Source organism: Phormidium tenue FACHB-1052 (assembly GCF_014696675.1).
GTDB classification, from domain to species: domain Bacteria; phylum Cyanobacteriota; class Cyanobacteriia; order Phormidesmidales; family Phormidesmidaceae; genus Nodosilinea; species Nodosilinea tenuis_A.
The window spans coordinates 23,012-49,475 of the sequence record NZ_JACJQN010000004.1 but is presented as its reverse complement, the minus strand read 5'-3'; the positions used below and the strand labels follow the sequence as shown (position 1 = coordinate 49,475).

Sequence of the window (26,464 nt, the reverse complement as noted above, 5' to 3'; positions counted from 1 at the left end):
GTAAGTACCGATTTACCGATTGTAGGCTGAGCTCCCCCCTTACATTAGACAGGCGGCGGCATTCTCTAGAGCCGTGATCGCACTTCTACCAGACTAGACAAGTCCAAATGCGAAGTTACAAAGCATGCAGGGCTAGTGTCCAAAAACCTTTCGCCCACATCCCTGCATGAGGCCTACTTGAGCTGGAGGCGGCATCTAGTGTTCAGATGGCAGCAAGAGCACTCCACTCTGGCAGTAAATGGTGACCGATCCGAGGGGAAAATCCGTAAACGGAATCTCCTGAGTAACGACCACATCGTCTAAATCGCGCTCACAGATCAGCACTGCCGATCTGTCGGAATTCACCGTTAGCTTCCAGAACTGAATCCTTTGAAGCATTGGATCGAATCTGATTCGAGGGTCGAACTGCCATGATGCGATCGCATCCAGCAACCAAAAGGCACCGCCTCGCTCAGCTAGGTAAAGCACTCCATCCGTATACAAAAGCCCCAGCGGATGGGGATACCACTGGGATGTTCCGGTGAACTGATAGAGATCGCTCTCAGTCAGTCGATTCTCACTTTCGCCTTGGGTCATGGGAAAACTTCCTCCGTAGATAACAACGTCCACAGAGGGCATGGAGAACCTTTGGTTAGAACCGTTGGCACTTTGCCCTGCATGGTTTCTGCCCCATGCACAAGCACCGTCTACCCATGGCTATTCGTTTCGAGGAAAAGCATAAGAACCCACGAGAACAATGCTCAAGAGGTTTTTTTGTTGACGGCGCATTTCGTTGCTCTACCCTCAAGGCACAGAACGCTCAACAACTAGGACGAGCGCTATGAGCAGCGGTATCGAACCAGGAATCTTTGCTGACCTACTGATGGTCGCGATCACGTTCATTGCCACAGTGGCCAACATCCTGTTGTGGTTTACAACTCGGGCCACTTTGAAAGTGTTGATAGAGCAAGTACGGCACCAGTTTGCCACTAGCTACAGTGTTGCCCAAGGAGATGTCATAAGTGCCCATCGTGAGCTTTTCTTCGGCATCCTCAACAATCCACCACTCTTAGAGAGCTTTACTCGGGCGAATGGCCTCGATACGAAAGCATGGGAGATTGAGAAGATCTCAGAGTTCCTCATCAACCAAGTGCTTATCGGCTACGTCAATTTTAAGAATGCGATTATCAGCGAAATCTATTTTGAGGGATTCAAGCAAGATGCGCGATCGCTTTTTCGATACCGAACCGTGTGCCAGCACTGGGCGCGGGTAAGTGACGTTCATTCAGACGACTTCCGCCAGTTTGTAGAAAATGAGCTACTTCTGCATGAGAGTGTAGCCAAGGAAAAAGTGGCTGCCCCAAGTACGGAAGAGCCACTCAGCAGTAATCAAGAACTTTTAATCGTTAGCCACGGATAAATGCGATGAGCTCTGGGGTGAGTTCAACCACATCTTCGTGACCAGCGAGAGCAAGGCTTTCTCGGGCAGCACCACTGAGGCGATTCCCTTGCACAAACATCCGGCCATACTCGTCGCTGTAGAGCGCTGGGCACATGCCACTGTTGCAGGGAACAAAAAGTGTTGAGAGTTGCTGAGAACCAGACATAGGAATTCCTCCTGGGGAAACGTGTGAATGACAAACGAACACAGGATCCGGAACCGGCCTAATTTCTCCTCACCCAGGGCCAGTGGTTAAGGCGGGTCGCCTTGTAGGCCATAATAGCACACTGGCTTCTATTGGATGCCAAATGATTCCACAGGCATCAACTGCTTTCTTGTCGTAGCCCACGGATACCATGGGGTGTGAGCCGTACTAGGGTTGATGCTTTGTGAGTCAGCGCGATCGCATCTCTGTTGATGTCAGCGATATTCGAGAACGAGTCGAGACCTGCCGCGATGATGTGGCTTGGACAGAACTTCCCCTCGCAGCAAAGCTCCGCGTTCTCATTCGAGAACGGCTAGAGCAGCTTGAAGCAGATAAGGATCCGGGTAATCAGTGACCTGCTAATCTAGCCATCGACACGGTGTTTCAGGTCAAGAATATTCTATTGCGAATTGTAAAGACCGGTTTTGACTATCAGTTGACTATCAAGCCTTTGAGGCGACGCTTGGAATGACTGATACATAAGGGTTTCAGCGCCTCTGTCCACTCCCTTCACACGGAAGAGGTCACTGGTTCGAAACCAGTATCGCCCATACATTAGTTTTAATAAAGCAATGTTTGTAGCTTCCCGGCAAGCGTTGCTTTATTAAAAAATACTTTGACCATCCTAGTGCTGGTCTAGAAAACCTCTTACCCAAAATTCGTCCAACCATTGTTGGATAATCAGTGTTAGAGGCAGGGCTAATAGTAGTCCTAAAAAGCCAAAGAATGCGGCAAAAACAACTTGAGACAGTAGCGTTATGGCTGGCAGCAGAGAAACCTGCTTCTTCATAACCAGCGGAGTCAAAATATTACTTTCGATCTGCTGAATCACGATGTAGAGCACGACTACTGCGATCGCCTTCCAGGGGGCTTCGAGTAGGGCGATCGCAGCGGGCGGAATCACGCTGATAAAGGGGCCAAGGTTGGGGATAAATGCCAGCAGCCCGGCCAGTAGCCCATTGGCAAAGGCTAGGGGAATGTCCAAAATCAGAAGGCCAATCATACTCAGTAAGGCGACGATTGTCATGTTGAAAAGGACGCCGATGAACCAGTCTGCGATCGCCTCTTCGCAGCTGTCTAGCACACGGCTCACCTGTTGCTTTCTAGACGACGGGAAGACCCTTAGAAAGAGTCTTCGGTAAGCCATCGGATTCAGCAACACCATAATGATGATAACGGACACCAAAAGCAGGTTAAACACAACAGCCAAAGTGTTAGAAAACCATACTAGAAAGCGACCGAATACGATTTCTAAGTTTAACGCTTGGAGTTGACCTACAATAGCTTCAAGGCTTTGGAGGTCTTCAATGGCAAAACCTGGAACAACATTGCCTAAAGCGATAATCCAAGATTGCGATCGATCAACAACTTGGCCTGCAAAACCCATCAAATCATGTAGCTGATCAATAAAGGGTGGGACAATAATTATCCCAAATATTCCCATGGTTAATAGAACAGCGCTAGTCAAAATAAAAACGGCTATTCTGCGATCGGGAATTCGTTTTTGCAGAAGTCTGACGGCGCGGTTGAGCACAACGGCAAAGGTGATCGCGGCCAGGGCCAGCAGCAATACGTTGCGGATTTGCCAAAATATATAAAGGCAAATCCCTAAAAGTGCTAGGCTTAACCACTGGCTGACAATCACTTAAGGATTCCTTGTAATACAAACATGACGAGAATTATTTGAAAATATCTGAGATGCTTATAAGGCTTGCGATTCTCAATGTTTAAATGTAGGGGAATTTATGGTAATAAGATATATCAAATTTGAGATACTTTTACCTGATTTTGGCTATGCTGCACAAACGAATACTCAATTTGGGTGAGTAGATTCAAGATTAAACAAAAGTGCCTTGTCTGCGAGGCCCCTAATTTGTGTACAGCAATGTGTCTAGGTTGACAGCAGTTGCAACCCCAATGCCAGGTCTAAAACCGACCTTCTTCCCTAAAATCTACGACCATTGGAGTCAAAATGTCATCTTCCATAAGAACCATCTTGGCTTGACTATGTCTTTGTATAGATAAATGTACTAACCAAAGGCAGATGGCAAGCTCACGCCCATCTCTTTTAATTGAAGAAAGAAAAGATTAGGCTAAGAACGTTTTATGGATCTCTTGAGGATTGTAGTGGCCATTTTTCTGCCGCCCCTTGGAGTTTTTCTTCAGGAGGGGATTGGCACCCAATTCTGGATTAATATTTTGCTTACGCTTTTAGGTTACATTCCTGGCATCATCCATGCCGTCTGGATTATTGTGAAGCGGTAAGCAATACCCTACGGCTTTTTGCGCTGTGATCAAACCTTGCTTTTACGAAGGCAAGGTCTTTTTTTGACTCCATTTTCTTAAATATGTTTTTGGTTGCTCACTTCTGGTAACCTGGATGCTGCAAAAGCCAGAATTTGCTTTGAGCTTGGAAGGCTTGTCTGCGATATTGCTTAATGTAATCATTTTTGAGCAAACGTAAGGCTGTTAGTCGTTAGGCTTTGGTTGTAGCTGATGGACTATTGTTTTTTGTATTAAAAAATGTTGGATTTACTGAGTAAATCTACTTTGGTAACGCCAAAAGGTAGAGGACTTACTGCTGCGAACTCTAACGTGGGAAGGATGGTTCAGACTGGTTTAAGGGATATAAATCTATTACCTTCAGCAGAGCGTGTTTGATGCGATAGGCAGAGTCTTTGTGAAACTGTAAAAAAATATTTCCTCGGCCATGTGATTTAGAGCTAGAAAGCTAAACCGTATAGGTAATGTCCCAATGAACATTCAAGAATTGACTCCTCAAGGACAACAACCTGAAAAGTGGATTGAACGCTTAGCGCGATTTGGTTATGCGGCTAAGGGAATCGTCTATATGATTGTCGGATTGCTGGCTGTTATGGCTGCCTTTGACTGGGGTGGGAGAATAACGGGCACCGAGGGCGCTTTTCAGGCGATCGCATCTCAACCTTTTGGCAAGCTCATGCTGTTTCTAGTTGCCCTAGGGCTGTTGGGATACGTTCTCTGGCAGTTTGTGCAGGCCATTAAAGACCCTGAGCACCAGGACAGCGGGGCAGCGGCTATTGGCAGACGTCTCGGCTACGCCGCTAGCGGACTAATCTATAGTGGTTTGGCCTTTTCTGCGCTCAAGCTGGTCTTTGGCCGTTCGTCGGGTGGTGGGGGAGATGGCAGTGAACAGCAGACGGCTACGTTACTTTCTCAACCCTTTGGCCGGTGGTTGGTAGCCGCCGTTGGCGTGGCCAGTGTGGCCTACGGGTTTTATTCGTTCTACCGAGCCTACTCATCGGAGTTTCGCCGCAAGCTTAAGCTGTCTCAAGTGAGCGCTAACACCGAGAAGTGGATCATGCGTATTGGCCGATTTGGCTATGCTGCCAAGGGAGTTGTCGCCGTCATTATCGGCTATTTCTTTATTCAAGCGGCTCGGGCAGCCGATGCCAGTCAGGCTGGCACCACTGAAAGCGCTCTACAGGCCATTCAGCAACAGCCCCACGGAGCCTGGCTGATGGGGATTGTTGCCCTTGGCCTGGTTGCCTACGGCATTCATCTTGAGGTTCAGGCCCGCTATCGCCGCATTTCTCCTTAGCGACTCGCTGCATCTAGATCCATGGCCGGCGAATGGAGGTGCTACCATACACCTCTTCTGGTAGTGGCGATGAGTGGTTAAACACGGCATGGCACGTTGGGTAGCAGCTCAAACTTTCAGACAGGGTTGGTATCAGTTTTGGCAGGACTGCCGCAAAGTGCCTCAATCAGTATGGCGGCGCTGGGCAGGTACGCTAGCCATTGGTCTGGGGCTGTGTGCGTTGGTTACTCTAGCACTCACCGTCTGGGCTAAGGGGCATGTCGACCAGGGCTTACAGGATTGGGATGTGCGGCTGCTGCCGGTGTTGGCTGAGGCTGTGCCGCTGAGTTTTTCGGGAGCGATCGCCTGGGAATCGCCGGGTAATTTGCTCGGTGCGGTGCCTGTAGTGGGGGTATTTGTGGGGGTGATGGTGGCGCGATCGCGTCCTCTCTTAGCCGCCACTATGATGGCCGCCTACGGGCTGCAATTTGCGCTGGTGTGGATTGGCTGGGGCTATTGGAACCGAGACCGGCCCGATTTGGTGGTCGGTGGCATCGCGGCTCCGGGTCTGCATTCGTTTCCATCGGGGCACGCGGTGGTGGTGATTACGGTCTATGGGCTGCTGGCTTATCTGTGGTGCCAAGCCTCTCGCAGCTGGGTTGAGAGGCTGCTGGTCATTCTAGGCGTGGTGTTTTGGATGGGTATGATTGCTGGCTCACGCCTGGTACTGGGGGCCCATTGGCCCAGCGATGTGATCGGGGGGGCCATTATTGGTGTGCTGTGGCTGACGACGGTGATTGTGGCTCTGAAACGGGTGGAAGACGCGATTTAGCGGCAGGACGGGAGGAAGTTAGGGCTGGAGCAATTCGGCGATCGCCCGCAGTAGGGTCGCAGGTTCTACTGGTTTAGAAATGTGTCGCTGAAACCCGGCGGCAAGGGATTGCTCTTGGTCAGTCTCTCTGACGTAGGCGGTCAGGGCGATCGCTGGCACTTGGCCGCCCTGCTCGACCGGCAACGCTCTAATCTGCTGCATCAGCATGTAGCCATCCATGTCGGGCATGCCGATGTCGCTGACTAAAACCTGGGGTTGAGCCTGCTTGAGGGCGGCTAAGCCTTCCTGGGCCGAGGCGGCGGCGACGACGTTGGCCCCGGCCTGTTCTAGCAAAAAGGTGATGAAGGTGCGTGTATCGACATCATCATCCACCACCAGAATTTGGGTACCCGGCAGGTTTGGCGAGGGCTGCTGGTAGGGAACGTCTGGCTGGGCCAGAGCCTGGTGGGCCAGGGCCGGTAGACTGACGGTGAACGTCGCGCCCATGTTTTCGCCAGGGCTGGACGCCTGAATGGTGCCGCCGTGCAGCTCGACTAGGTGACGCACGATCGCCAACCCTAGCCCCAGCCCGCCGAACTGGCGGGTTGTAGCACTGTCGGCCTGGCGAAAGTAGTCAAAAATCAGCGGTAAAAACTCAGGCACGATGCCCTTGCCGCTGTCTTTAACAACAATTTGGGCCTGGTTGGCGTCGCCCCGCCCCAGACGCACCTCGATCTGCCCGGCGGCGGGGGTAAACTTGACGGCGTTAGACAGCAGATTCCACACCACCTGCTGGAGCCGGGTGGCATCGCCTGAGACCAGGCCCACGTCAGTCTCCAAGTGGGCCTCAATGCGAATGGATTTGGCGTCTGCCGCTAGACGCACGGTTTCAATGGCCGCCCGGATGGTGGTGGCCAAATTGACCGGGCTGGCCGAGATCTGGAGCTTGCCCCGCAGCATGCGCGACACGTCGAGCAGGTCGTCGATCAGTTCGGTTTGCAGCTTGGCGTTGCGCTCAATTACTGCCAGGGCCTGCTGGGTCTTGGTTTCGTCTAGGGTGCCGTTTTGGAGCAGGGTGGCCCAGCCGAGAATGGGGTTGAGGGGCGACCTCAGCTCGTGGGAAACCACTGCTAGAAACTCGTCTTTGGTGCGGCTGGCGGCTTCGGCGGCGGCACGGGCGGCCTGCTCCTGCTGGAGTAGCTGACTGCGCTGCTGTTCTAGCTGCTTTTGGTCTTCGATATCGGTGGCGGTGCCAAACCACTTGAGAATTTGCCCCCTTTTCGTCTTGAGCGGCACCGCCTGGTGCAGGTGCCAGCGATAGACGCCATCGGCGCGGCGCATGCGGCCCTCGGCCTGGTAGTTGCTGCCCTGCTGCTGGGCGATCGCCCAGTTTTGGCCAAGTACAGGAATATCGTCGGCGTGGACGACGGCTTGCCAACCCGCCGTTTCGATCTGCTCTAGGCTGAGTCCGGTATAGTCGCACCAGCGCTGGTTGGCGTCGATCAGCACACCGTCGGCGTTGGCCGTCCACACCAGTTGCGGAATCGACTCGACCAGGTAGCGATAGCGGGCTTCGCTTTGAATCAGGGCTTCTTCGGCCTGGCGGCGATCGCTGAGATCGTTGATCAGCGCCACAAACCCTTCTACGACACCCTGGTCATTGACGCGGGGCACGTAGGTGGCGCTCACGTAGCGCAGGCTGCCATCTTTAAAGGGAATCGATCGCTCAAAGGTGACCTGCTGCCCCGCTAGCACCTGCTCGATGTAGGGGCGCACGCTTTCGTAGGCGACATCCCCCACGACCTCGCGAATGTGCTTGCCGTAGAGGTCGCTGGCCGACTGATTAAACCAGTCTTCGTAGCCTTGATTGTTAAAGCGATAGCGCTGGTCAGCATCGACAAAGGCAATCAGGGCCGGCACGGAGTTGGTCACCAGCCGCAGCTCGGTTTCGCGCTGCCGCAGGCTTTCTTCAACCTGCTTGCGATCGCTGATATCGAGCACCGAGCCAATGTAGCCCTTAAACTGGCCGTCCGCTCCAAACCAGGGGCTAGCCGCATCGATCGCCCAGTGATAGGTGCCGTCCTTGGCCCGTAGGCGATACTCTAGCTGAAACCCTGTCTGGCGCTCATTGGCATCGAGAAACGTCTGACCAGCGATCGCCTGGTCGTCTGGATGCACAGCCTCTAGCCACCCTCGTCCCAGCCCGGTTGCTGCGGTTTGCCCAGTAACGTCGTACCAGCTTTGGCTCAGGTAGGTGCAGTAGCCAGTCGCATCCGTTACCCAGATCATGACCGGCGCGTTGTCGGCCATGCTGCGAAAGCGCTCTTCGCTCTCCCGCAGATTCGCTTCCATGCGTTTGCGATCGGTGATGTCAATGGCGGTGCCCAATAGCTCCACCGCCTGCCGTGATGCGCCCTCCCCCACAAAGAGAACCTGGCCGCTGACCATAATCCAGCGCTCGGTGCCGTCGTCCCACACAATGCGGTAGTCAATCTCGTAGGTGCCCGCCGAGGACAACTCTAGGGCGGCGTTGACGGCGCTAATCACCCGATCGCGATCGTCGGGATGAATCCGTCTTCTGACCTGGAGAATCGGCAGCGGCGTTGCCGACTCGCCCCAAATTTCCCGCATGCGATCGTCTAAATCGACTAGCTCGGTGCGCAGGTCGTAGCGCCAGGTGCCCAACTGCGCCACCCGCACCGCCAGACGCGATCGCTCCTCGCTCCGTTGCAGGCTAGCTTTGGTCTCTTGCCTGAGCTGCGCCAGCTTGAGGGTCGCCTCAACCTTGGCCAACAGCTCCCGAGCCGAAAAGGGCTTGATTAAATAGTCGTCGGCCCCGGCGGCTAAGCCCTCAATGCGAGACTCTTCCCCCGCGCGGGCCGACAGCAAAATAATGGGCAAATCCTGGGTCTGGCTGTTGGTGCGCAACTGCCGCAGCAGCTCGAAGCCATCGATTTCAGGCATCATCACGTCGCTCAGCACCAGGTCGGGATGCTGCTGGCCAATGGCGGCGATCGCGGCTCGGCCATCCCTGACCGCCTCGACGGTGTAGTGCGGGCTCAGCAGCCGCCTGACGTAGTCGAGCATGTCGGCGTTGTCGTCGGCGAGGAGGATGCGGGGGGTAGGGGAGTTGGGGAGGGTGGGGGAGTCGGGGGAGGGATTTTCAGACTCGGTGGGGTGCCAGCGTAGGGCTTCTTCTAGGTAGGGGGTAGCTCCGGTGGCGGTAGAGAGGCGGGTGCGGGGGCCATGGATGTGTTCGCTGGGCAAATGGTCAGACCCGGTTGGAATGGTGATGGTAAAGCAGGTGCCCTGGTCGACTTGGCTGGTGACTTCAATGGTGCCGCCGTGCAGGCCCACCAGTTCTTGCACCAGCGACAGACCGATGCCTGAGCCCTCGTGGGTGCGGCCCCTGGCCCCCTGTACGCGGTGAAAGCGCTCAAAGATACGGGGCAGATCCTCGGGCGGAATGCCGGTGCCGGTGTCTCGTACCTCTAGCTGAATCTGGTCTGGATCGCCGTGCAGGGCCACCGCAATTTCGCCCTCAAAGGTGAACTTTAAGGCGTTAGAAAGCAGGTTCAGTACGATCTTTTCCCACATGTCGCGGTCTACGTAGGCGGGGGTCGCCTGAGGCGGGCAGTCTACGCTCAATCGCAGCCCGGCCTGCTCCACTGCCGACTGAAAGACCGCCGCCAGATCCGTCGTCAGCAGGGCCAGGTCGGTGGGCTCATAGCTGGCTTCAATCCGCCCCGCCTCAATTCGAGAAAAATCGAGCAGGGTGTTGACCAGCTTTTGCAGGCGCAGCGCGTTGCGATAGACCAGCTCCAATCGCTGGCGCTGGGCAGCATCGTCGGTGGCTTGCAGAGCCTCTTCCACCGGCCCCAACATCAGGGTCAGCGGCGTGCGAAACTCATGGCTCACGTTTGAGAAAAAGACCGTCTTGGCGCGATCGAGTTCGGCTAGTTGGTCGGCTCGCCGCCGATCGGCTTCGTGGGAGCGGGCATTGGCGATCGCCGCCGCCATCTGCCCCGCCATCTGCTCAAAAAAATCGCGATAGACCCCGTCTACCCGGCGACGGGGGTTGGCCACCGCCACCAACACCCCCACGGCTTGGGCCTGCCCCGGCACCAGAATGGGCAAGACCATGGCCTCCTGGGGTGGCTCGGGCCAGGGGCTGCCCGGCAGGTGCCCAAAGCGGCTGACCAGATCAGTGAGGGTGCGAGATTGGCCGCTCTGCGCCACGGAGGCGATCGGCCAGCCCCCGACGTCATCCTCATCCTCAACCGTCAGGTCAACCCAGTCGGGGATTGTTGGCAGCCCTAGGGCAGACTTGGTACTGCCGCTGAGGCAGGCTATTTTGCCGTCGGCGTTGACGATATACAGCAGCGCCAGCGGCACGTCTGCCGGGCTAGATTTGAGCGCTTCGGCCATCAGGACACAGGCATCGTCAACGGTCTTGGCACTGCCGGTGCGAGAGGCCAGCTCGCGCAGCAATTGGGCGCGGCGATCGTTTAACACCCGATAGGTAGTCTCACTGACCACGTTGAGAATGCCGTCAATTTTGCCGCCCTCTCCCTGAATCGGGTTGAACGTATAGTCAAAAAAGCATTCTTCGTCGTAGCCAAATCGATGCATCACCAGCAGCGTGTCGCTGTGAAAGACGCCCTCGCCCGTGGCAAACACCCTGGCAAAATCGGGGCTGATATCGTCCCAAATCTCGGGCCAGACCTCATCGGCGGGGCGACCGAGTGACCCGGGGTGCTTATCTCCCACGATGGGTCGCCAGGCGTCGTTGTAGAGCAACCAGCAGTCTGGCCCCCAATAAATCGCCATGGGAAAGCGGGAGTTTAGGCAAATGCTCAGGGTCGATCGCAGACTCTGCGGCCACTGCTCCACCGGGCCAAACGGCGTTTTTGACCAGTCGTAGGAACGCATCAGCGCCCCCATCTCACCCCCGCCCCCAAACAAATGATCAGCCGCCTGCTGATACTGAGCCATCTACAGTTCTCTCTAATACTTAAACCCGCCCGCACTCAAAGGAGCGAGGGACAATCGGATCATTAGCCTCTAGTCAACTGGGGCAATAAAAGCGATCGAGGCTCGCTTAGCGCTCGGTTGTCTCTAGCTGCCCGTCCTCAATCAACCTGTCAATAGTGGTTTAAGTATTGGCTTAAAAATGAGTATTAAAGAGAGACTGACTTGCTGTATGCAGGCCACTCAGGGGAGCCTAAAAGAGGAACTATAATTCCTCAAAGGGCTTATTTATTCTCATTTTAAGATTAGCAGCAAGAATCTGTCTGAAGAGAGATAAAGCATTCACCAAACCAAAGTGAACAGCTTTCACCGCTGCCCGAGCCGCCTTTGCTTTAGGGGTAATGCCCTACCGCAAGCTGGGCCGAGTTTTTGGGACAGTAAAGACTCAATCGGTTCTCTGCTTACAAACCAGGCTGTTACCGCTAAACGCCACCGGAGCGCTGAAAGTAGAAAAATCCGGATTGCAGTAGCCCGATCGCAAACCCCAGAATGCCGCCCAGATTCACAATCGCCTGCAGCTCACTGCGCACAATGCCCTGGATCGCCAGCTCTAGATCCTTAGCCGAGGTGCCCCGCACCCGGTCGATGATCACCTGGTCAATGTTTAAAATCGGGATGATTTGCGCCACCAGCGATTCTAGATCGCGCTCTAGGTAGCGTTCTAAAATCAGCGCCAGCTCTTCACTCACCGGGTCTAGCGACTGGGTAATCACCTCAGAATTTTGCAGCCGGTTGAGCAACTGGGTGGCTAGGGTTTCCCAGTTGACCGAGTTGCCCAGGTTTCTGACGAACTCTGGCCCCAAGGTGCGGATGTAGCCCTGCAATGACTCGCGCAGGTTGCGGCGCACCTGGCGCACCGTTGACACGGGCAGATTTTGCAGCGACACCCGCTGGAGTGACTCTTGCAGGCGCTTTTTGAGCTGAAGGGCGATCACCAGCTCGGCAATGCGGGCGTTGCTCACCTCTCGTTCGTCAAGGCAAAAAGCCCGCAGACGGCCCAGGGCGTTGCGCACGCCAAACAGGTTGGCCACCACCCAGTAGGTGCCGCTGGTGCGCTCCCGAAAGATGGTGTCGATCACCTGAATGTTGCGATCGGTGAGAAAGTCGATGGTCAGCTGGCGCAGTTTGTCGGGGGGAAACACGCCGCTGAGCAACCAGGTGGCGATCTGGTCAGCCTGGTCAGCCGTGAGCTTAAAGTCGAGCAGCACCTGGTCAAATAGCTGGTTGAGCTGGGGCTCTAAAAAGTCTTCGCGCCGCGCCCAGACGCGAATCAGGCGGGGCAGCGATTTGCCGAACAGGTCTTGCAGTATGGCTCCGGCAATTTTGGCGGTGCGCTCCTGGGCGCGGCTCTGCACCTGGTCGAGGGCGAGCTGCAACAGCCATTTGATGGCCGCCTGGGTGCGATCGGTCTGCAACAGTCGCCGGGCCAGGTTTTGCAGCTCTTCGGGGGTGAGCAGCGATCCCATGATCGTGTCAGAGATGCGCTTGGCCAGCCGCTCCTGGTTGCTGGGGATCAGCCCTGGGGTAAAGGGTAGCCGCCGCTTGCCTAGGTAGATGGGGCGGTAGGGGCGAAACAGCATTTTGATGGCGATGTCATTGGTGAAATAGCCAATGATGCCGCCCACCAGGGGCGGTGCCAGCAGTAGCCACAGCTCAGACCCGGTCATGGCAACTCACCACCAGTACCCCCATCAGCCCCCCGGCAATGGGGTAGTGAACCGCCCGCTCAAACCCCGCCTGACGAGCCAGCTTTACCTGTTCTGGCCCGGTGGGGAAGCGATCGACGCTGGGGCCGATGTAGGCATATTCGTCAGTCAGGCCCATCCGATCAGCGGTGGGTATTACCAGCGTCTCCAGGTAGCAGCGCTGAAACTGCTCAGCCACCCAGCCCTGGGGCCGGTGAAAGTCGAGGATGGCGGCGCTGGCACCGGGCTTAAGCACCCGTCGCAGCTCGGCTAGCCCCTGGGGAATGTCGGTGAGGTTGCGCAGGCCGTAGCCCATGGTGGCAGCATCGAAGGTGTGGGCCTCAAAGGGCAGGGCCAGGGCATCGCCCTGCACCCAGTGCAGCGCAGCAGGCAGGTAGGCCCGGCGAAATTCTGCTCCGGAGAGGCTTTGCCAACGCCCGTCCGCCACCGCTAGCAGCTCTGCCGAGAAATCAAGTCCATATACCATACCCGTGGCTCCCACTTGGTGGGCCAGCAATAGCGCTAGATCGCCGCTGCCGCAGCAGACATCCAGCACCTGCTGGCCTGGGGCGGCCCTGCTCCAGCGCACGGCCATGCGTTTCCACACCCGGTGCAGCCCAAAGCTGAGGCGTTCGTTCAGACGGTCGTATACCGGGGCAATGCGATCGAACAGGCCTTGAATATCCGCAGCAGTTGGGGCGGCGGTTGGTGGGGCAGTTGGGGGTGGCTGGGCAAATCCCACGGTGAGTGCAATAGAAGAGTAACCTTTACTGTAGCGCTGCCCCTGGCCCACAGCCACGGTAGTTCGTAGTGTTTGTTACATGTGCGATCGCGATCGGGTCTGCTCTGGCAGGTTGGGGTGCAAGGTTTAGGGTTTAGGATGCGGGGTTCTGCCTTACAGAGGGAACTCGCAGGCCTAACCTAATACCCTGCCCACCGCCCCTCAGCGCAGCGTGCAGTTGGCAATCTGCACTTGCCCTGCCACTGTGATCGGCGTTGGAGTCGGGACGTCTGCGGTACTGCCCTGGCAGATGGCCGTGCCCAGTCGGGCCAAGCCGCTGGGAGCAACGGTGGCAAAGACGACCCCAGCGTAGCCTCGCAGTGCTGGGTTGGTAGGCGTGGCCTGGGTGCTGGTAATCTCTAATCCGCTTACTCCGGCAGTTATCGTATAGGTGTAGTCAAGGGGAGCATTCTCATTAGTAAAACCCAGCTCGGTAGTGGAGGTGGCAAAGCGAGAATTTTCCACAAAAAACGCCTGTTGAGCCCGGTTGACCATGCCAATATATTTCAGCGCTCTGGCCTGTTTAGCGCGGGCCGCTTGATTGAGAAAGCTGGGCAGGGCTACCGTTGCTAAGACCCCGAGGATCACAACTACAACCATGAGCTCAATGAGGGTAAAGCCCCGCTCCCTCTGAACCGGGACAAAGAATGGGCGACGGGTAAACTTGTAGCCGCTAAGGTCAACCATAGCAACGAAAATCAGGATAGAAATTGCAGTGCCGTCTACGCAATTTTTCGGAGAAAACCGGGAAACTTTGCCGGGTTTTATCTAATCTTTAAAGCAGCGGTGGGCCACTGCAAGGCGGAACCTAAAGGCAGAAATTGGGCTTTGGTAAGCCCTTCAGCCTCAAACAAACGCTTAGCTCTACCAAAACCGTCTAAACTGTCTGACTATAGCTGTTGAACCTGAGCGATTTGGACACTTTTTCCTCTACCGGCCCAAGCCCTGACTACCTGCGTGTGTTTATGACGGGGGCCAGCGGTTGCATTGGCCACTATATTTTGGAGCTGCTGCTGGAGAGCGATCGCTACGAGCTATTTTTGCTGCTGCGCCACCCCGAGAAGCTACAGCTGCCGGTGCAAGGCAACCCCAGGGTACACATTCTCCAGGGTGGCCTCGAAAATATTGAGCCCTTTGCCGACCTGCTGCCCACCATCGACATCGCCATTCTGACTGCTGCGGCCTGGGGCGGCGACCCTGCCTACGTAGAAGCGATCAATGTTGAGGCCAACCTAGGGCTACTGGCCCGCCTCGATCGCGATCGCTGCCAGCAGGTGATCTATTTTTCCACCGCCAGTATTTTGAGCCAGCGCAGCGAACCCCTCCCCGAAGCTGGGGAAATTGGCACCGACTACATTCGCACTAAGTACGAATGCCACCATCGCCTGGGTGAGCTGCCCGTCTACGACAAAATTACGACGGTGTTTCCCACCCTGGTGTTTGGCGGCGACAAAGAAAAGCCCTACTCCTTTATCTCCGCCGGGCTTCAGGATGTCACCCGCTGGATTGGCCTGGCGCGCTTTTTTCGGGCCGATGCCGGGTTTCACTTTGCCCATGCCCAAGACATTGCCACGGTGGTCAACTATCTCGTCGAGCACCCTTCCACCGAGGGCTACCGTGAGTACGTGCTGGGCAACCCACCGCTGACGGTAAACCAGGCCGTCGAGCAAATCTGCGACTACTTTGGCCAGCGCATCTGGTTTCGCATTCCCCTCTCGATGTGGCTGACCGATGTGCTAATTAAGCTATTTCGAGTGCAGATGGCCCCCTGGGACTATTTCTGTCTGCATTACCGTCACTTCGTCTACGCTGGTGCCGTCAGCCCCGCCAGCTTTGGCATGGAACCCTACTGCTCGACCCTGGCCGATCTGATGCGGGTGCACGGTTTGCCTGGGGTGAAGCGACGGAAGAAGATTAGGGAGTGAGGCGTCTAGGGACGATGAGGCAGGTGGAGAAGTTCGCAAACTGAGTTTTTTCCCCTCAGCTTCCCCATCTCCTCATGCCGCCATTCCCCATCTTCCTTATCGCTCTACAGCTCTACTTCACCACAAACTGATAGGGCATCAGCAGATAAATGCCACGGCGGTCGTTGAGGGTGCGCAGAATTTGGGCATCGTCAACGAACTGGAGTACTTGGGTTGTCAGCGGGTCGTGGGCCTGGATCTGAGCGACTTCGGCGCTGAAAAAGCCGCGCAAGAATTGCTGCAACTCGCTGGGTTCAGGATACTCTTGTAAGCGCCAGTCGTCGCCTAGCTCGGCCAGGTCGGCGGCGGTGGCGATCGCCTCATTCACCCCCCCCAGCTTGTCTACCAGACCCAGATCGAGCGCCGCTTGGCCTGACCATACTCGCCCCTGGGCCAGCTCAGCCACTGCTGGCCGCGTCAGGTCGCGCCCCTCTGCTACCCGGTCGAGAAAGCTGTCGTAGATGGTGTCGACGGAGCGCTGCAAAATTGCTAGCTCAGCCTCGGTTTTGGGTCGGGTGCTGGAGAAAATGTCGGCCAGTTCCGAGGTTTTGACCCCGTCCCAGTTAACCCCCACCTTGGTGCCCAGATCTTCGAGGTTGAGAAAGATGCCGTAGACCCCGATGGAGCCTGTGATCGTCGTAGGCTGGGCCAAAATGGCATCGGCCTGGGAGGCAATCCAGTAGCCGCCGGAGGCCGCCACGTTGCCCATTGACACCACCACGGGCTTACCCGCCTCGCGCAATAGCTGAACTTCACGCAAAATGACTTCCGAGGCGGTGGCGCTGCCGCCGGGGCTGTTGACCCGCAGCACGATGGCTTTGACCTCATCGTCCTGGCGCAGCTGCCGCAGCTGCCGAGCTAAAACATTGCCCTCAATGATGCCACTCTGGTTGAAGTCGCCATCGCCGCCGTCGATGATCGGGCCTTCGGCGTAGACCAGGGCCACCTGGTTACCGGAGCGGCGGCTGGTGAGGGGGTCTGCAACGGTAGCGGCATAGCGCGCCAGGCTAATCTGGCGAAAGTCGAGGTCGCTGTCTTTTACCTCTTCATCTCCCTCGCCGGTCAGTTCTCGCAGGGCGGTGATCACTTCGTCTTCGTAGGCGATCGCATCGGCAAGCTTCTGCGTTTCAGCCTCGGCCCCAAACAAAAATCCTTTAGTGTTGGCAATGGTTTGCAGCTGCTGGGGCGACAGGTCACGGGGCGCGGCGGCGGTGGTCAGCAGGTTTTGCCACACATCCCCCAGCAGACGCTGGGTCTGCTCTCGCTCCTCCGGGCTCATGGTGTCGCGAATCAGCGGCTCGACCGCCGACTTGTAGCGGCCCACGCGGGTGACCTGCACCCCTACCCCCAGTTTTTCCAGGGCATCGGCCTGGTACATGGTTTCGGCGTAGAGGCCGTTCATCTCGATCTCCCCAAAGGGGTTGAGGTAGATCGTGTCGGCCAAGGCGGCCACCGCGTACTCCCGTTCGCTCCAGGAAATGTCGTAGGCCAAAATCGGCTTGCCCGCCGCCTGAAAGGCCGCGATCGCAGGCTGAATTTCGCTTTGGCTGGCCAGCCCGGCACCCAGAGCAGTGCTACCCTTCAGGTAAAGGGCGGTGATGCGATCGTCGGTGGCCGCCTCTTCGAGGGCCAGCACCGCCTGGCGCAGGGTCAGCTCGCTGGGGATCTGGGTGCCAAACACCAAGGCGCTGGGGTCGATGGCCTCGGGCGAGTCAGGGATCACCGTGGCGAGGTCGTAGACCAGCACCGTGTCTTTCTCGACGGTAGGGGCCTCGCCCTCTTTGCCCAGGCCCGCCACGAGCACGCCCACTAGCCCTACCGCCCCCAGGGTGAGCAAAAATCCCAGCAGCAAACAGAACAAAATCGACCCGGTCAGGCTGGCCAGGGTGTACTTCAAAAATTGCCGCATGGGGATAACGCTAGGGGGTTAAAAAGGCAAACTATCGATATACGTCAGCGTCTTCAGCGTCTTCGTAGGTGTCGATGGCCGTTTCGTCAGGAGTCTGGCTCATCTCTTCTTTAAAGCCGCGCAGGGTTTTGCCCAGGGCGCTGCCCAGTTCAGGAATTTTCTTGGGGCCGAAGATCAGTACGGCCACTCCGATGACGAGAACGACTTCAGTCCAGCCGAGGTTAAACATGGCGCTAGGGTGGTGGTGGTTGTCTAACTATACAGCCTGGGGCTAGGGGCCGGGCTAGAGGCAGTGAACCGTCCCGGCCCCTGGCCCTAGACCGCTGCCGTTTCAGGGGCGAAGCGGAAGCCCGCCTGGCGAATGCGATCCATGGCGACGGCGAGGCGATCGCACTCAGCAATCAAACTGACGCGAATGTAGCCCTCGCCGCCGGGGCCGAAGGCGTTGCCGGGGGTGACTACCACCCCAGTTTCTTGCAGCACCGAGAGGGCAAAGTCTGTCGAGGTGCTGTCGGGGGGGCAGGGCACCCACAGGTACATCGTGGCCTGGGGTTTTTCCACCGTCCAACCCAGGGAAGCAAACTCGTCGATCAAAAAGTCGCGGCGACTAGAGTAGCGCTGCTGCACCTCTTCTAGGTAATGGTCGGGCAGTGATAGGGCTGTTTCTGCCGCCCGCTGCAGGGCCGCAAAAATGCCGTAGTCGAGGTTAGTCTTGAGGGTGCGCAGTCCCTGAATAATGTGGGAGTTGCCCACCACAAAGCCCACCCGCCAGCCCGCCATGTTGTAGGTCTTCGATAGGGTGTGAAACTCAACACCAACCTCCTTGCCGCCGGGAATCTCCAGCAGGCTGGTGGGCTGGTAGCCGTCGAAGGCCAACTCGGCATAGCAGAGATCATGCACCAGCAAAATCTGGTAGCGGTGGGCAAACTCCACCGCAGCCTCAAAAAACTCACGTGGGGCGGTGGCGGCGGTGGGGTTGTTGGGGTAGTTAAAGAACAGCGCCTTGGCCCGCTGAGCCACCTCCACCGGAATGGCGTCAAAATCAATTAGCCAGTTGTTGGCGGCGGTGAGGTGCAGGTTGTAGATCTCGGCACCAGCGATCGCCGGGCCGCGAAAGTGAGCCGGGTAGGCCGGCGTCGGCACCAGCACCAGATCGCCGGGGTTGATAAACGCCATCGCCAGGTGGGTAATGCCCTCCTTGCTGCCCAGCAGAGGCAGAGCCTCGGCAGTGGGGTCGAGGGCCACTCCGTAGCGGCGACTATACCAGTCGGTGATCGCGGTGCGGAAGCTGGCGGTGCCCTCAAAGGGGGGGTAGCCGTGGGTCGTGGCATCGCCGATCGCCGCGCGGGCGGCCTCCACCACGGGGGCCGGGGTGGGGCCGTCGGGGTTGCCCATGCCTAGGTCGATCAGATCAAGTCCCTGCTCACGGGCGCGAGCCTTGAGTTCATCCAGGCGGGCAAACACGTAGGGGGGTAGGGCGCTAAGACGGTGAGCGGTGGGCATCCAGTCAAGGGTCATGGCTGCACCTCCGGGGCAACACTAGAGGACGAACGGGCAGAGGCAGAGTCGCGGGGCTTTTCGCGCAATTCGGGACACAGGGGCGACACCATGGCTGCCATCACCGCCTCGGGGGTGACAGTAAACGGCAGGTGGTGAATATCAGACCCCTCGCGGCAGGCAAATTCCGCCGCCTGCTGTAGCTGGCTCAGGGTCATGTCCTCCAGACCCAAGTCAGCCAGGGTTTGGGGCAATCCTGCCGCTTGATAAAAGGGCAATAGCTGCTGCCGCGCGGCCCGCGCCAGGGCCGCGTTGCCACCCATTTCTTCGAGGCGTAGCTGCACCAAAATGCCGTAGGCCACCTTCTCACCGTGGAGAATGCCGTGGCTGGCGGGTAGCTGAGTCAGGCCGTTGTGCACGGCGTGGGCCGCCACAGTACGGCACTGGGCCCCGCCAATGCCGCCCACAACCCCGGCCAGCAGCACCGTGGCATCTACCACCTCTTGCCAGTCGGGGCCACCCCACTGCGCCAGGGCCGCCGGGGTCTTTTGCAGCAAAATATCGCGCAGCACCCGCGCCTGCTGCACCGCCGCCACCATCAGGGTCTGCTGGCTGGTGCCGCTGCTGATCGCCGCCTCATACCACTTGGCCAAGCCATCACCGATGCCTGCTACCAAAGTGCGTCGGGGTGCAGTGCGAATCAGGGCGTAGTCCAGAATCAGCAGATTGGGGCAGGTGGCTAGGGCCACGTCGTAGCGAAAGGCTCCTTGGTCAGAGTATACGTTCGACAGCGCGGTCCAGGCGGCACAGGTCGCCCCCGAGGTGGGCACCGTCACCACGGGCCGATTGAGCTGGTGGGCCAGCAGCTTAGCGGCGTCGAGCGCTTTGCCACCGCCCATGCCAATCACCACGTCGGCCTGGTGATCGGTGGCGGCGGAGCGCAGGTGGGCCAGGGCGGCTTCGCTACAGTCTGGGCCGTAGGCTACCGTCTGAGTTGCCAGACCCGCAGCGCCGAGAGCCTCGACCAGGGGAGTGGCCAGCTTCAGACTGTGGCTGCCGCCGACAATGAGAGGACTCTGCCCCAGCCGGGCGATTTGTGCAGCGATCCCTCCAGGCATTGCTGCCTGGGCTGTCAGAATGCCGTCTCCCCGAACAACCTGGGCCGGGGAGATGGCAAGGATGGGTAGTTGAGCGGTGGTCATAGGCGGGGAGAGAGTGGATGAGTAGGTGGATAGTTAGGAGTAGGTGGGCTTAGCTTTGAGTCGGGAGTTTGGCCCAGGAATCTCGGTTGAGCTGCACCTGAAACGGTTCCTCTGAGCCCTTAGGATTGGGCTGAATTTGGCCTAGGTAAAGCAGCCGAGAGATGCCATCGGGGTCATGGACAACGGTGCGGGCGCGAATGGTCGCGACCTGCCCCGGTAGGCCTAGGCGGTAGGGCTTAAACAGATTGCTGGCGGCCTGATGCAGGGTGGCATCTAGTGTCTCAGGGGTGATAGCGGGGGGCACCGTAATCACAATCTGGCTGGCCCCGGAGTCGTAAACCGTGGTGTAGGGAATAGAACCCGGCACGGCGATACGACTAAAGGGTTCAAAGCTCAGGCCTAGCAGACCGACGGTGAGCACAGCGGCAAACCCCGTGGCCCCTACCAGCCGAAAACGTAGACCCCACTTTAGTCCGAAGGCCAGCGCTGTGAGCGCGGCCAGAACCAGGGTGCCAATGCCAGCCCACTGGGTGGCAGTTAAAAAATCGGCGGGGCTGAGCATGGTGCGATCGCATCCTATAAACTGAGACGGCCAAAGTATTCACCAGAGTATCCAAGATATCGCAGAAGCCCTGGCCCAATCGGGAACAGCGTTGGCGGTGATGCTGCCTAGATTCAGAACTATCCCAGAACCACGGCCCTGGTATCTAGCAATACCCTCTAATATTCGATCCTATCAGCAGTTTTCCAGTCTTTGCAGAGCAGGGCTAGAACTAAAAGCAGTGGCGCAGCCTCTCCGGAGGAGAATCGCGATCGCCATCACCGCTGTTCCAACGAGGCTCCACCAGAGCCGCAAACCCCCTCCCTAAACACTCCTACATTCCGCTGCACCTCACCATCAAAACTCAATAAATTAGGTTGTAAACCTAACCAAGACAGGGTAAAACTTGAAGCCGTAGCAATAAACAACGGCGGCAGCGATGACACAGGTAGCAGCGACGGGCATGGGTAAATGGCGACGGGGCATGGGCCGGGTAGTGCTGGTGCTACCGCTGCTGCTGGTCGGCTGTGGGTCATCTAAGGTCGCCCAGTGCAACCAGCTCGCCGAAGTAGTCAACCAAACCCAGGGCTTTATGCAGGAGTTTGAGGCCGAGATTCAAACCTTTAGCGAAAGCGCTGCCCAAGTCAAAAACCTAGACGACATCAAGCTAGCCGCCAGCCAGTACACCACTGCCGTCGATAAAGTCGTCACCAACCTCGACGGGCTGGTCGGCGATCTCCAGTCCACCACCCTGCGGGACGAAGACCTCAGCAAGTTTAGGGACGACTATGTTGGGGTTGTGCAGGGCTTTAGCACCGCCCTCACCGATGCTCGAGAGGCCATGGATCTCGTCGTGCAGGTCGAGTCAGAGGCTGAGCTGCCCGCCAAAATCGAAGAATCCCAGCAGCAGACCATGACAGCGGTCTCTTCCATTGAGACCCTCTCCCAAACTGAATCTCAGCTCATTACTGAGGTCAATGGCTACTGCGGTGCCGCCCAACCCACCGACACTGGGTCGTAGCACTGATTTGCGAAGCCTGTGTCTGCGGCCTCTTTGAGGCGAGAACCGCCCTGCAACCAGTAGCTATCCCAGAATTGCCCTACCCCAGCGTCGAGCCGCCTAGAGCTGGGGATTGTTGTTTAGGCTTGAGGACTCAGCGATCGCTCAGATGTCCCGGTCTTTAAGTTCACGACCAAGTCAGGCTAAATCTAGTCTGACTCCATTTTTCTGGCTGCAGACAAGCAACTTCTGAGCATTTTGCTCCCCAATATGAAGCATTTTCTTCAACTAACCCTATACTTTGAACTCTGCTTAAACCTCTCAGCATAGAAAGCCGCAAAAATTGTGAGCTTGGGCTATGTTAGGGGCATACGTAGCGCTCTACAGACCAGGGCTATGGCTGTAGAGTAGGCCTTGCTGCTTATACCAATTAGGTCATCGCCGCAATGGCGAATGGGGTAACAATGCCCAATACTTAGTGCCCAAGGCTTACTTGCCTATGTTTGCAGTGAGCTTCTAAATTACTAAGTAGGGCAATTTTAAGCAGCTCAAGAACGGTTGTTTTGTCCTAAGTAGCCATCATCGTCACTTTAGTGTTAGCGGTAAGTTGTTGAGGCTAAAAATCTTGTAATTTACCTAGTCTGAGTCATTTTTATCCTGTGACCCACCTGTCCCAAGTTCCGCCCGATTTGAAAAATGATTTGCTGCGAGCTGTAGACAGTAGCCCCGCAGACTGGATTTTGTTAAACCTAGCCCTCAGCACCATGAAAATGGGCGGGCACCGCTACGGAGCTTTTTTAGACGCCGCCACCACCGCTGCCAAGCTGGCAATCTATAGCACCTTCGTCGAACAGGGCAACAATATTCGCAAGACGGGGTTTTTGTACCACGTTGAACCCAAACGGGTCAAAGCTATTGTCCAAGAGATTCAGGTTGCCCTGGCGGAAGGGCAAAGCCTCAAGGTACTCAATTCTAAGGAACCTTACTATCTCATTGCCCTGCCGTTTCTCTGGCAAGAGCACTTTCCCTGTGCCCCAGGCGCAGCGCGAGTGCGGCTACAGGGGCTGACCCCCGGCGAGCGCAAGACCATTGAAGAGAGCCTGCCATCCAGCGCCCCCAAGGCCCGCATTTTAGATCAAGTCGAGTTTGCCGAGCTGATGGAGCTGCTCCATCAAATGTCGCAGGAGGAACTGCCCTCAAGCCAGCGCATGCCCTTTAGCGATGCCCTGATGTTGCACATTAAATTTCGGCTGCTGCACTCTGGCACCGTGATTCAAATTGACTCTCCCCTAGTGGATATTCCGCTGTATGCCCTGGCTAGTGAGTCCTACTCGCCCAAGGGGGAGCAGGAGCGAGTCTTCGCCATGATCGACGATGTGGCCAGGTTCTTCAGCTTGCTACAAGCCTGGGTGCGAGAAGATGAGGGCGTGCTGCGGGGGGTAGAGGTGTTCGATGTCGCCCCCCAAGACCGCAAAGTCGCTCTTGAAGAACTCGACGCCATGCTGCGTGCCTGGGCCGATAAGTATCACCAGGACGGTGGCCTGCCCATGGTGCTTCAGTTCGCCGCAGGCCGCCGTGAACATGACTAGAGAGATAGTCGCAATCTAGGTCGCAATCCAGCGGCAACGGTCGAAGTGGGGGATCCAACGCAAGGGTGAGCCAGCCAGGCACACAACCAGCAATCTGAACACTAAACCTGTTCACCTGCCAGCCTTATTACCCTATATAACTCGGTCGTTCGCCCTACAAATTCGACCAATCCCAGCCTCAAGGTGAGTTAAGCTGAGATTATCGTAAAGAAATGTAACAGTATGAGCCGCGCCTTGTTATCCTCTGGCCGTAGGGTAGTGGTAATTGGTGCTGGCATTGGCGGACTGACTGCAGCGGCACTGCTGGCTCGTCAAGGCTATGCGGTACGGGTGTTTGACCAGGCCCGTGTGGCCGGGGGCTGTGCCTCAACCTTTAAGCGGCGAGGCTTTACCTTTGATGTCGGGGCAACCCAGGTGGCGGGGCTAGAGCCGGGAGGCATTCACCACCAAATTTTCGGCGAACTCGATCTGCCGCTGCCGGAGGCGACCCCCTGTGACCCGGCCTGTGCGGTGTTTTTGCCCGGTGAAACCGAGCCCATTCAGGTATGGCGCGACCCCGGAGCATGGCAGGCCGAGCGCCAGCGGCAGTTTCCGGGCAGTGAGCCTTTTTGGCAGCTGATGCAGTCTTTGTTTCAGCCCAGCTGGCGGTTTCAGGCTCGACAGCCGGTGTTGCCCCCCCGCAGCCCGTGGGATCTGTGGCAGCTAACCCAGGCCCTGCGTCCCGATACCCTGGTGACGGTGCCCTACACCTTTAGTACGGTGGGCCAGGTGCTGAGGCAGATGGGACTGGCGGGCGATCGCCGCCTCAAGACCTTCCTCGACCTCCAGCTCAAGCTTTACTCCCAGGTGAGCGCCGATGAGACGGCGGTGCTCTACGCCGCTACCGCCCTAAGTATGTCCCAATCGCCTCAGGGTTTGTGGCACTTAAAGGGCAGCATGCAGGTGCTCAGCGACAGTTTAGAAAAAGCGCTGGGGCGCGATGGTGGCCTGCTTCAGCTCAACCACGGTGTCCGCCATATTCACACCGCCCAGGGCCAAGTCAGCGGTGTGACGGTGGCAGACCAAAACACCGGCAAAACCTGGGTGGAACCTGCTGACCACGTGGTAGCCAACGTAACGGTACAAAATTTGGTGCAGCTGTTGGGCGATCGCGCTCCCCGAGGCTACCAACGGCGGGTTGAGGCGCTGCCTGAGGGCAACGGCGCTTTTGTACTGTATTTAGGAGTCGATGAAGCGGCGATTCCGGTCAACTGCCCGCCCCATCTACAGTTTCTCTACCGCTACGACGACCCTATTGCCGAAAACAATACTTTGTTTGTGTCGGTCAGCCGCCCCGGCGACGGGCGCGCTCCTGAGGGCCGAGCCACCATTGTGGCCTCATCGTTCACTGATCTTGCTCCGTGGTGGCAGGTCAGCGACTACGAGGCTATGAAGCAGTCTTATACCGACGGCGCTCTACAGCGGCTATCTAGTTATTTTGACCTGCGGGCCGAGCATCTGATTCACGTCGAGGCGGCTACCCCTCGCACCTTTGCCCACTTCACCGCCCGCGACCAGGGCAGCGTTGGCGGGTTGGGCATGCGGGTAAGCACCTTCGGCCCCTTTGGGTTTGCTAACCGCACGCCAGTAGACGGCCTTTGGCTGGTGGGTGACTGCACCCATCCGGGTGAAGGAACGGCAGGGGTGAGCTACTCGGCCCAAACCGTGGTGAGCCAAATTGTGGCCCACTAAAGACGCCTTAGAAGCCAGTGTGTGGCAAATCCTCAAGAAAACTTTAAAAAAATGCATCCTGCTTAGCGGGGAAAACTGCCCCTGTCCTGGGTATTATTGTCTAAACTATGCCCGTGATCTGGGCTGATCTAAGTAAAACTCGCTACTTAGCCTACCCACAAACTCACTTTGGCTAAGTCATCCCTGTTCCTGGAAGTGCAGCTTATCTCCGCCGCCGTCGGTTTTGATGGGGTGCCTTCGTCATCTACCGCCCTTCTAATCAGGTCAGCAGCATGAGTCCCTGGGATTCCTTAGATTCGTGGTCAAACTACTCTAGTCGGCCCCCCGCTAACCTAGAGGACTTGCTCTACCAGCACTGGCAGTACTGGCGTAAGCAGGAGGCCCCCCATGAGCTGATTGCGCGGTTTCGCAGCCTGTTTTTGGACGTGGCCAACTACTCCGACAGCTCGGTGGCCAGCGCCCTTTTAAGTCTCTCTGAACAAGAGACGGCTAACCGCGAGTTTAAATATGTGCTCAACCGCTGTTGCTATACCCTGATTAACCTCTGGTACACCCAGCCCCGTGACCACTGGGCAATTCCAGAATTGGTGCGACTATTTGAGGATCTGCCCCCCGCCAATAGCACCAACCCCAAGGCCCACAAGGTCTACAGTCTGGTTAAAGAATTTCCCCAGACTGAGCAGTATGCGTCGCTAGTGCGGCTTCAGCAGATTATGGCTCCGGCTCGGGAGGTCGATGTCTCGGCGGCAGCGGTGGTTGAAGAGCAACCCCTGGCCCACCGCATTCGCCACTACCCGTTTCTGTACGACAACAGTCTGCTGACCAAAGACAGTGGCCAAGAGCAAAAGCAAAACATTAATGATTTGCGCCGTCGCGCTGAGACCGACCTGGGCATTCGCCTGGCCCGCTATCATGCTCAGCATCAGGCTCCCGGTCGGGCTGGGCAAGCGGTCAACCCCACGCTGCTCGATGCCGATGGTTTAGACCAGGCGCTGAGCTTTTACAGCGGCAAAATTGATGGCCGCACCCATCGCGACCAGGCGCGCTGGTTTGCCACCTATAGCAAAACGGTGCGATCGTTCCGCGACTTTAAAGATGAGTTTGTCGATTACCTAATTAGCCCGATCGCAGCGGCAGAACCCAAATACAGCGGCAACCACTTCACCCGCAATTTGCGCCAATACCTGCGCGAAACCCTGGCGGAGTTTGACAACCAGCCGTTGAACAGCTTTATTTTGGTTGAAACCTGTCGTCGTCTGCTCAACTTTTTGGTAGTCGATAGCCCCCACCGCCCCGTGTTTCGCAACTTTCGCCACCTGGTTAACGATGTGGGGCACACCTTAACCATGGGGCTGCTGCTGCGGCTGGTGCTGTTTTGCTCGGCGGCCAAGCCCTGGCTAGAGCGCTGCTTTTCGGTGCTGTTTAATTTGCACGAGCGCCGCACCTGCAAAGAAGTGCCCTGGCTAGTCACCAGCCTAGAACACGCCAACGTGGCGCTGATCACTAATTTTAACGACGTGGGTTACCAGTTTTAGATCG

Annotated in this window: 22 protein-coding genes; 10 read left to right on the top strand and 12 right to left on the bottom strand. The window is 57.1% G+C overall.

Features of this window, described 5'->3' with window-relative positions:
- Positions 1–195 precede the first annotated feature (195 nt).
- On the bottom strand, positions 196–576 hold the full coding sequence (locus tag H6G07_RS07695; protein WP_199311976.1) for a DUF6876 family protein: 381 nt from the start codon (positions 574–576) through the stop codon (positions 196–198).
- Between the two features lie 244 nt (positions 577–820).
- On the opposite strand from H6G07_RS07695, the gene H6G07_RS07690 reads away from it, so the two are divergent.
- Positions 821–1,399 (top strand): hypothetical protein, encoded by a 579-nt coding sequence (locus tag H6G07_RS07690; protein WP_073607938.1) that lies wholly within the window; start codon positions 821–823, stop codon positions 1,397–1,399.
- Here the strand turns inward: H6G07_RS07690 and H6G07_RS07685 are convergent.
- On the bottom strand, positions 1,386–1,586 hold the full coding sequence (locus H6G07_RS07685; protein WP_139296981.1) for a hypothetical protein: 201 nt from the start codon (positions 1,584–1,586) through the stop codon (positions 1,386–1,388). The two genes, H6G07_RS07690 and H6G07_RS07685, sit on opposite strands and share 14 nt — an antisense overlap.
- A 223-nt stretch (positions 1,587–1,809) precedes the next feature.
- On the opposite strand from H6G07_RS07685, the gene H6G07_RS07680 reads away from it, so the two are divergent.
- A complete protein-coding gene (locus H6G07_RS07680) occupies positions 1,810–1,980 on the top strand; it encodes a hypothetical protein (protein ID WP_171972983.1) in 171 nt (56 codons plus the stop codon).
- A 270-nt stretch (positions 1,981–2,250) separates the two neighbouring features.
- On the opposite strand, the gene H6G07_RS07675 is transcribed toward H6G07_RS07680, so the two are convergent.
- Positions 2,251–3,270 (bottom strand): AI-2E family transporter, encoded by a 1,020-nt coding sequence (locus H6G07_RS07675; protein WP_073607939.1) that lies wholly within the window; start codon positions 3,268–3,270, stop codon positions 2,251–2,253.
- Between the two features lie 461 nt (positions 3,271–3,731).
- Between H6G07_RS07675 and H6G07_RS07670 the strand changes: the two genes are divergently transcribed.
- From H6G07_RS07670 to H6G07_RS26855, 3 genes are all read left to right on the top strand, one after another.
- Positions 3,732–3,890, top strand: coding sequence for a YqaE/Pmp3 family membrane protein (locus tag H6G07_RS07670; protein WP_073607940.1), 159 nt, complete (start codon positions 3,732–3,734; stop codon positions 3,888–3,890).
- 490 nt (positions 3,891–4,380) lie between these two features.
- Positions 4,381–5,205 (top strand): DUF1206 domain-containing protein, encoded by an 825-nt coding sequence (locus tag H6G07_RS07665; protein ID WP_073607941.1) that lies wholly within the window; start codon positions 4,381–4,383, stop codon positions 5,203–5,205.
- Between the two features lie 157 nt (positions 5,206–5,362).
- Entirely contained in the window at positions 5,363–6,016 is a 654-nt protein-coding gene (locus H6G07_RS26855) for a phosphatase PAP2 family protein (RefSeq protein WP_073608003.1), read from the top strand.
- 18 nt (positions 6,017–6,034) lie between these two features.
- Here H6G07_RS26855 and H6G07_RS07655 read toward each other — a convergent pair whose 3' ends face one another.
- The 4 genes from H6G07_RS07655 to H6G07_RS07640 all read right to left on the bottom strand — a co-directional run bounded on the left by H6G07_RS07655 (position 6,035) and on the right by H6G07_RS07640 (position 14,179).
- Positions 6,035–10,990, bottom strand: coding sequence for a PAS domain S-box protein (locus H6G07_RS07655; RefSeq protein WP_073607942.1), 4,956 nt, complete (start codon positions 10,988–10,990; stop codon positions 6,035–6,037).
- A 458-nt stretch (positions 10,991–11,448) separates the two neighbouring features.
- Positions 11,449–12,693: a DUF445 domain-containing protein gene (locus H6G07_RS07650; protein ID WP_073607943.1), complete on the bottom strand. Its 1,245-nt coding sequence runs from the start codon at positions 12,691–12,693 to the stop codon at positions 11,449–11,451.
- Positions 12,680–13,453: a bifunctional demethylmenaquinone methyltransferase/2-methoxy-6-polyprenyl-1,4-benzoquinol methylase UbiE gene (ubiE, locus tag H6G07_RS07645; protein WP_073608004.1), complete on the bottom strand. Its 774-nt coding sequence runs from the start codon at positions 13,451–13,453 to the stop codon at positions 12,680–12,682. The genes H6G07_RS07650 and ubiE overlap by 14 nt, the downstream gene beginning before the upstream one ends.
- A gap of 201 nt (positions 13,454–13,654) precedes the next feature.
- Entirely contained in the window at positions 13,655–14,179 is a 525-nt protein-coding gene (locus H6G07_RS07640) for a type IV pilin protein (RefSeq protein ID WP_073607944.1), read from the bottom strand.
- 227 nt (positions 14,180–14,406) lie between these two features.
- Between H6G07_RS07640 and H6G07_RS07635 the strand changes: the two genes are divergently transcribed.
- A complete protein-coding gene (locus tag H6G07_RS07635) occupies positions 14,407–15,417 on the top strand; it encodes an NAD-dependent epimerase/dehydratase family protein (RefSeq protein WP_242026669.1) in 1,011 nt (336 codons plus the stop codon).
- A gap of 112 nt (positions 15,418–15,529) precedes the next feature.
- On the opposite strand, the gene sppA is transcribed toward H6G07_RS07635, so the two are convergent.
- The 5 genes from sppA to H6G07_RS07610 all read right to left on the bottom strand — a co-directional run bounded on the left by sppA (position 15,530) and on the right by H6G07_RS07610 (position 20,626).
- Positions 15,530–17,365, bottom strand: a complete 1,836-nt coding sequence (gene sppA / locus H6G07_RS07630) for a signal peptide peptidase SppA (protein ID WP_073607945.1) — start codon at positions 17,363–17,365, stop codon at positions 15,530–15,532.
- Positions 17,366–17,396: 31 nt separating this feature from the next.
- Positions 17,397–17,594, bottom strand: coding sequence for a Sec-independent protein translocase subunit TatA/TatB (locus H6G07_RS07625; protein WP_073607946.1), 198 nt, complete (start codon positions 17,592–17,594; stop codon positions 17,397–17,399).
- A gap of 86 nt (positions 17,595–17,680) precedes the next feature.
- Positions 17,681–18,883, bottom strand: a complete 1,203-nt coding sequence (locus tag H6G07_RS07620; RefSeq protein ID WP_073607947.1) for an aspartate aminotransferase — start codon at positions 18,881–18,883, stop codon at positions 17,681–17,683.
- On the bottom strand, positions 18,880–20,064 hold the full coding sequence (locus H6G07_RS07615) for an iron-containing alcohol dehydrogenase family protein (protein WP_073607948.1): 1,185 nt from the start codon (positions 20,062–20,064) through the stop codon (positions 18,880–18,882). The genes H6G07_RS07620 and H6G07_RS07615 overlap by 4 nt, the downstream gene beginning before the upstream one ends.
- Before the next feature lie 49 nt (positions 20,065–20,113).
- Complete coding sequence (locus H6G07_RS07610; protein ID WP_073607949.1) at positions 20,114–20,626, bottom strand: Ycf51 family protein; 513 nt, start codon at positions 20,624–20,626, stop codon at positions 20,114–20,116.
- 418 nt (positions 20,627–21,044) lie between these two features.
- Here H6G07_RS07610 and H6G07_RS07605 point away from each other — a divergent pair, with 418 nt between their 5' ends.
- From H6G07_RS07605 to H6G07_RS07590, 4 genes are all read left to right on the top strand, one after another.
- Positions 21,045–21,626, top strand: coding sequence for a hypothetical protein (locus tag H6G07_RS07605; RefSeq protein WP_199311975.1), 582 nt, complete (start codon positions 21,045–21,047; stop codon positions 21,624–21,626).
- Positions 21,627–22,264: 638 nt separating this feature from the next.
- Complete coding sequence (gene hetR, locus H6G07_RS07600; RefSeq protein WP_084173021.1) at positions 22,265–23,194, top strand: heterocyst differentiation control protein; 930 nt, start codon at positions 22,265–22,267, stop codon at positions 23,192–23,194.
- Between the two features lie 222 nt (positions 23,195–23,416).
- Positions 23,417–24,925, top strand: a complete 1,509-nt coding sequence (gene crtD, locus H6G07_RS07595; RefSeq protein ID WP_073607951.1) for a C-3',4' desaturase CrtD — start codon at positions 23,417–23,419, stop codon at positions 24,923–24,925.
- Positions 24,926–25,197: 272 nt separating this feature from the next.
- A complete protein-coding gene (locus H6G07_RS07590) occupies positions 25,198–26,460 on the top strand; it encodes a Sll1247 family protein (protein ID WP_073607952.1) in 1,263 nt (420 codons plus the stop codon).
- Positions 26,461–26,464 lie beyond the last annotated feature (4 nt).

Coding starts and splice junctions, on each gene's coding strand:
- H6G07_RS07640 (WP_073607944.1), bottom strand. CDS start 14,179: ATGGTTGACCTTAGCGGCTACAAGTTTACCCGTCGCCCATTCTTTGTC.
- crtD (WP_073607951.1), top strand. CDS start 23,417: ATGAGCCGCGCCTTGTTATCCTCTGGCCGTAGGGTAGTGGTAATTGGT.
- H6G07_RS07670 (WP_073607940.1), top strand. CDS start 3,732: ATGGATCTCTTGAGGATTGTAGTGGCCATTTTTCTGCCGCCCCTTGGA.
- H6G07_RS07605 (WP_199311975.1), top strand. CDS start 21,045: ATGACACAGGTAGCAGCGACGGGCATGGGTAAATGGCGACGGGGCATG.
- H6G07_RS07695 (WP_199311976.1), bottom strand. CDS start 576: ATGACCCAAGGCGAAAGTGAGAATCGACTGACTGAGAGCGATCTCTAT.
- H6G07_RS07690 (WP_073607938.1), top strand. CDS start 821: ATGAGCAGCGGTATCGAACCAGGAATCTTTGCTGACCTACTGATGGTC.
- H6G07_RS07590 (WP_073607952.1), top strand. CDS start 25,198: ATGAGTCCCTGGGATTCCTTAGATTCGTGGTCAAACTACTCTAGTCGG.
- H6G07_RS07625 (WP_073607946.1), bottom strand. CDS start 17,594: ATGTTTAACCTCGGCTGGACTGAAGTCGTTCTCGTCATCGGAGTGGCC.
- H6G07_RS07650 (WP_073607943.1), bottom strand. CDS start 12,693: ATGACCGGGTCTGAGCTGTGGCTACTGCTGGCACCGCCCCTGGTGGGC.
- H6G07_RS07665 (WP_073607941.1), top strand. CDS start 4,381: ATGAACATTCAAGAATTGACTCCTCAAGGACAACAACCTGAAAAGTGG.
- H6G07_RS07615 (WP_073607948.1), bottom strand. CDS start 20,064: ATGACCACCGCTCAACTACCCATCCTTGCCATCTCCCCGGCCCAGGTT.
- H6G07_RS07685 (WP_139296981.1), bottom strand. CDS start 1,586: ATGTCTGGTTCTCAGCAACTCTCAACACTTTTTGTTCCCTGCAACAGT.
- sppA (WP_073607945.1), bottom strand. CDS start 17,365: ATGCGGCAATTTTTGAAGTACACCCTGGCCAGCCTGACCGGGTCGATT.
- H6G07_RS07610 (WP_073607949.1), bottom strand. CDS start 20,626: ATGCTCAGCCCCGCCGATTTTTTAACTGCCACCCAGTGGGCTGGCATT.
- H6G07_RS07620 (WP_073607947.1), bottom strand. CDS start 18,883: ATGACCCTTGACTGGATGCCCACCGCTCACCGTCTTAGCGCCCTACCC.
- H6G07_RS07655 (WP_073607942.1), bottom strand. CDS start 10,990: ATGGCTCAGTATCAGCAGGCGGCTGATCATTTGTTTGGGGGCGGGGGT.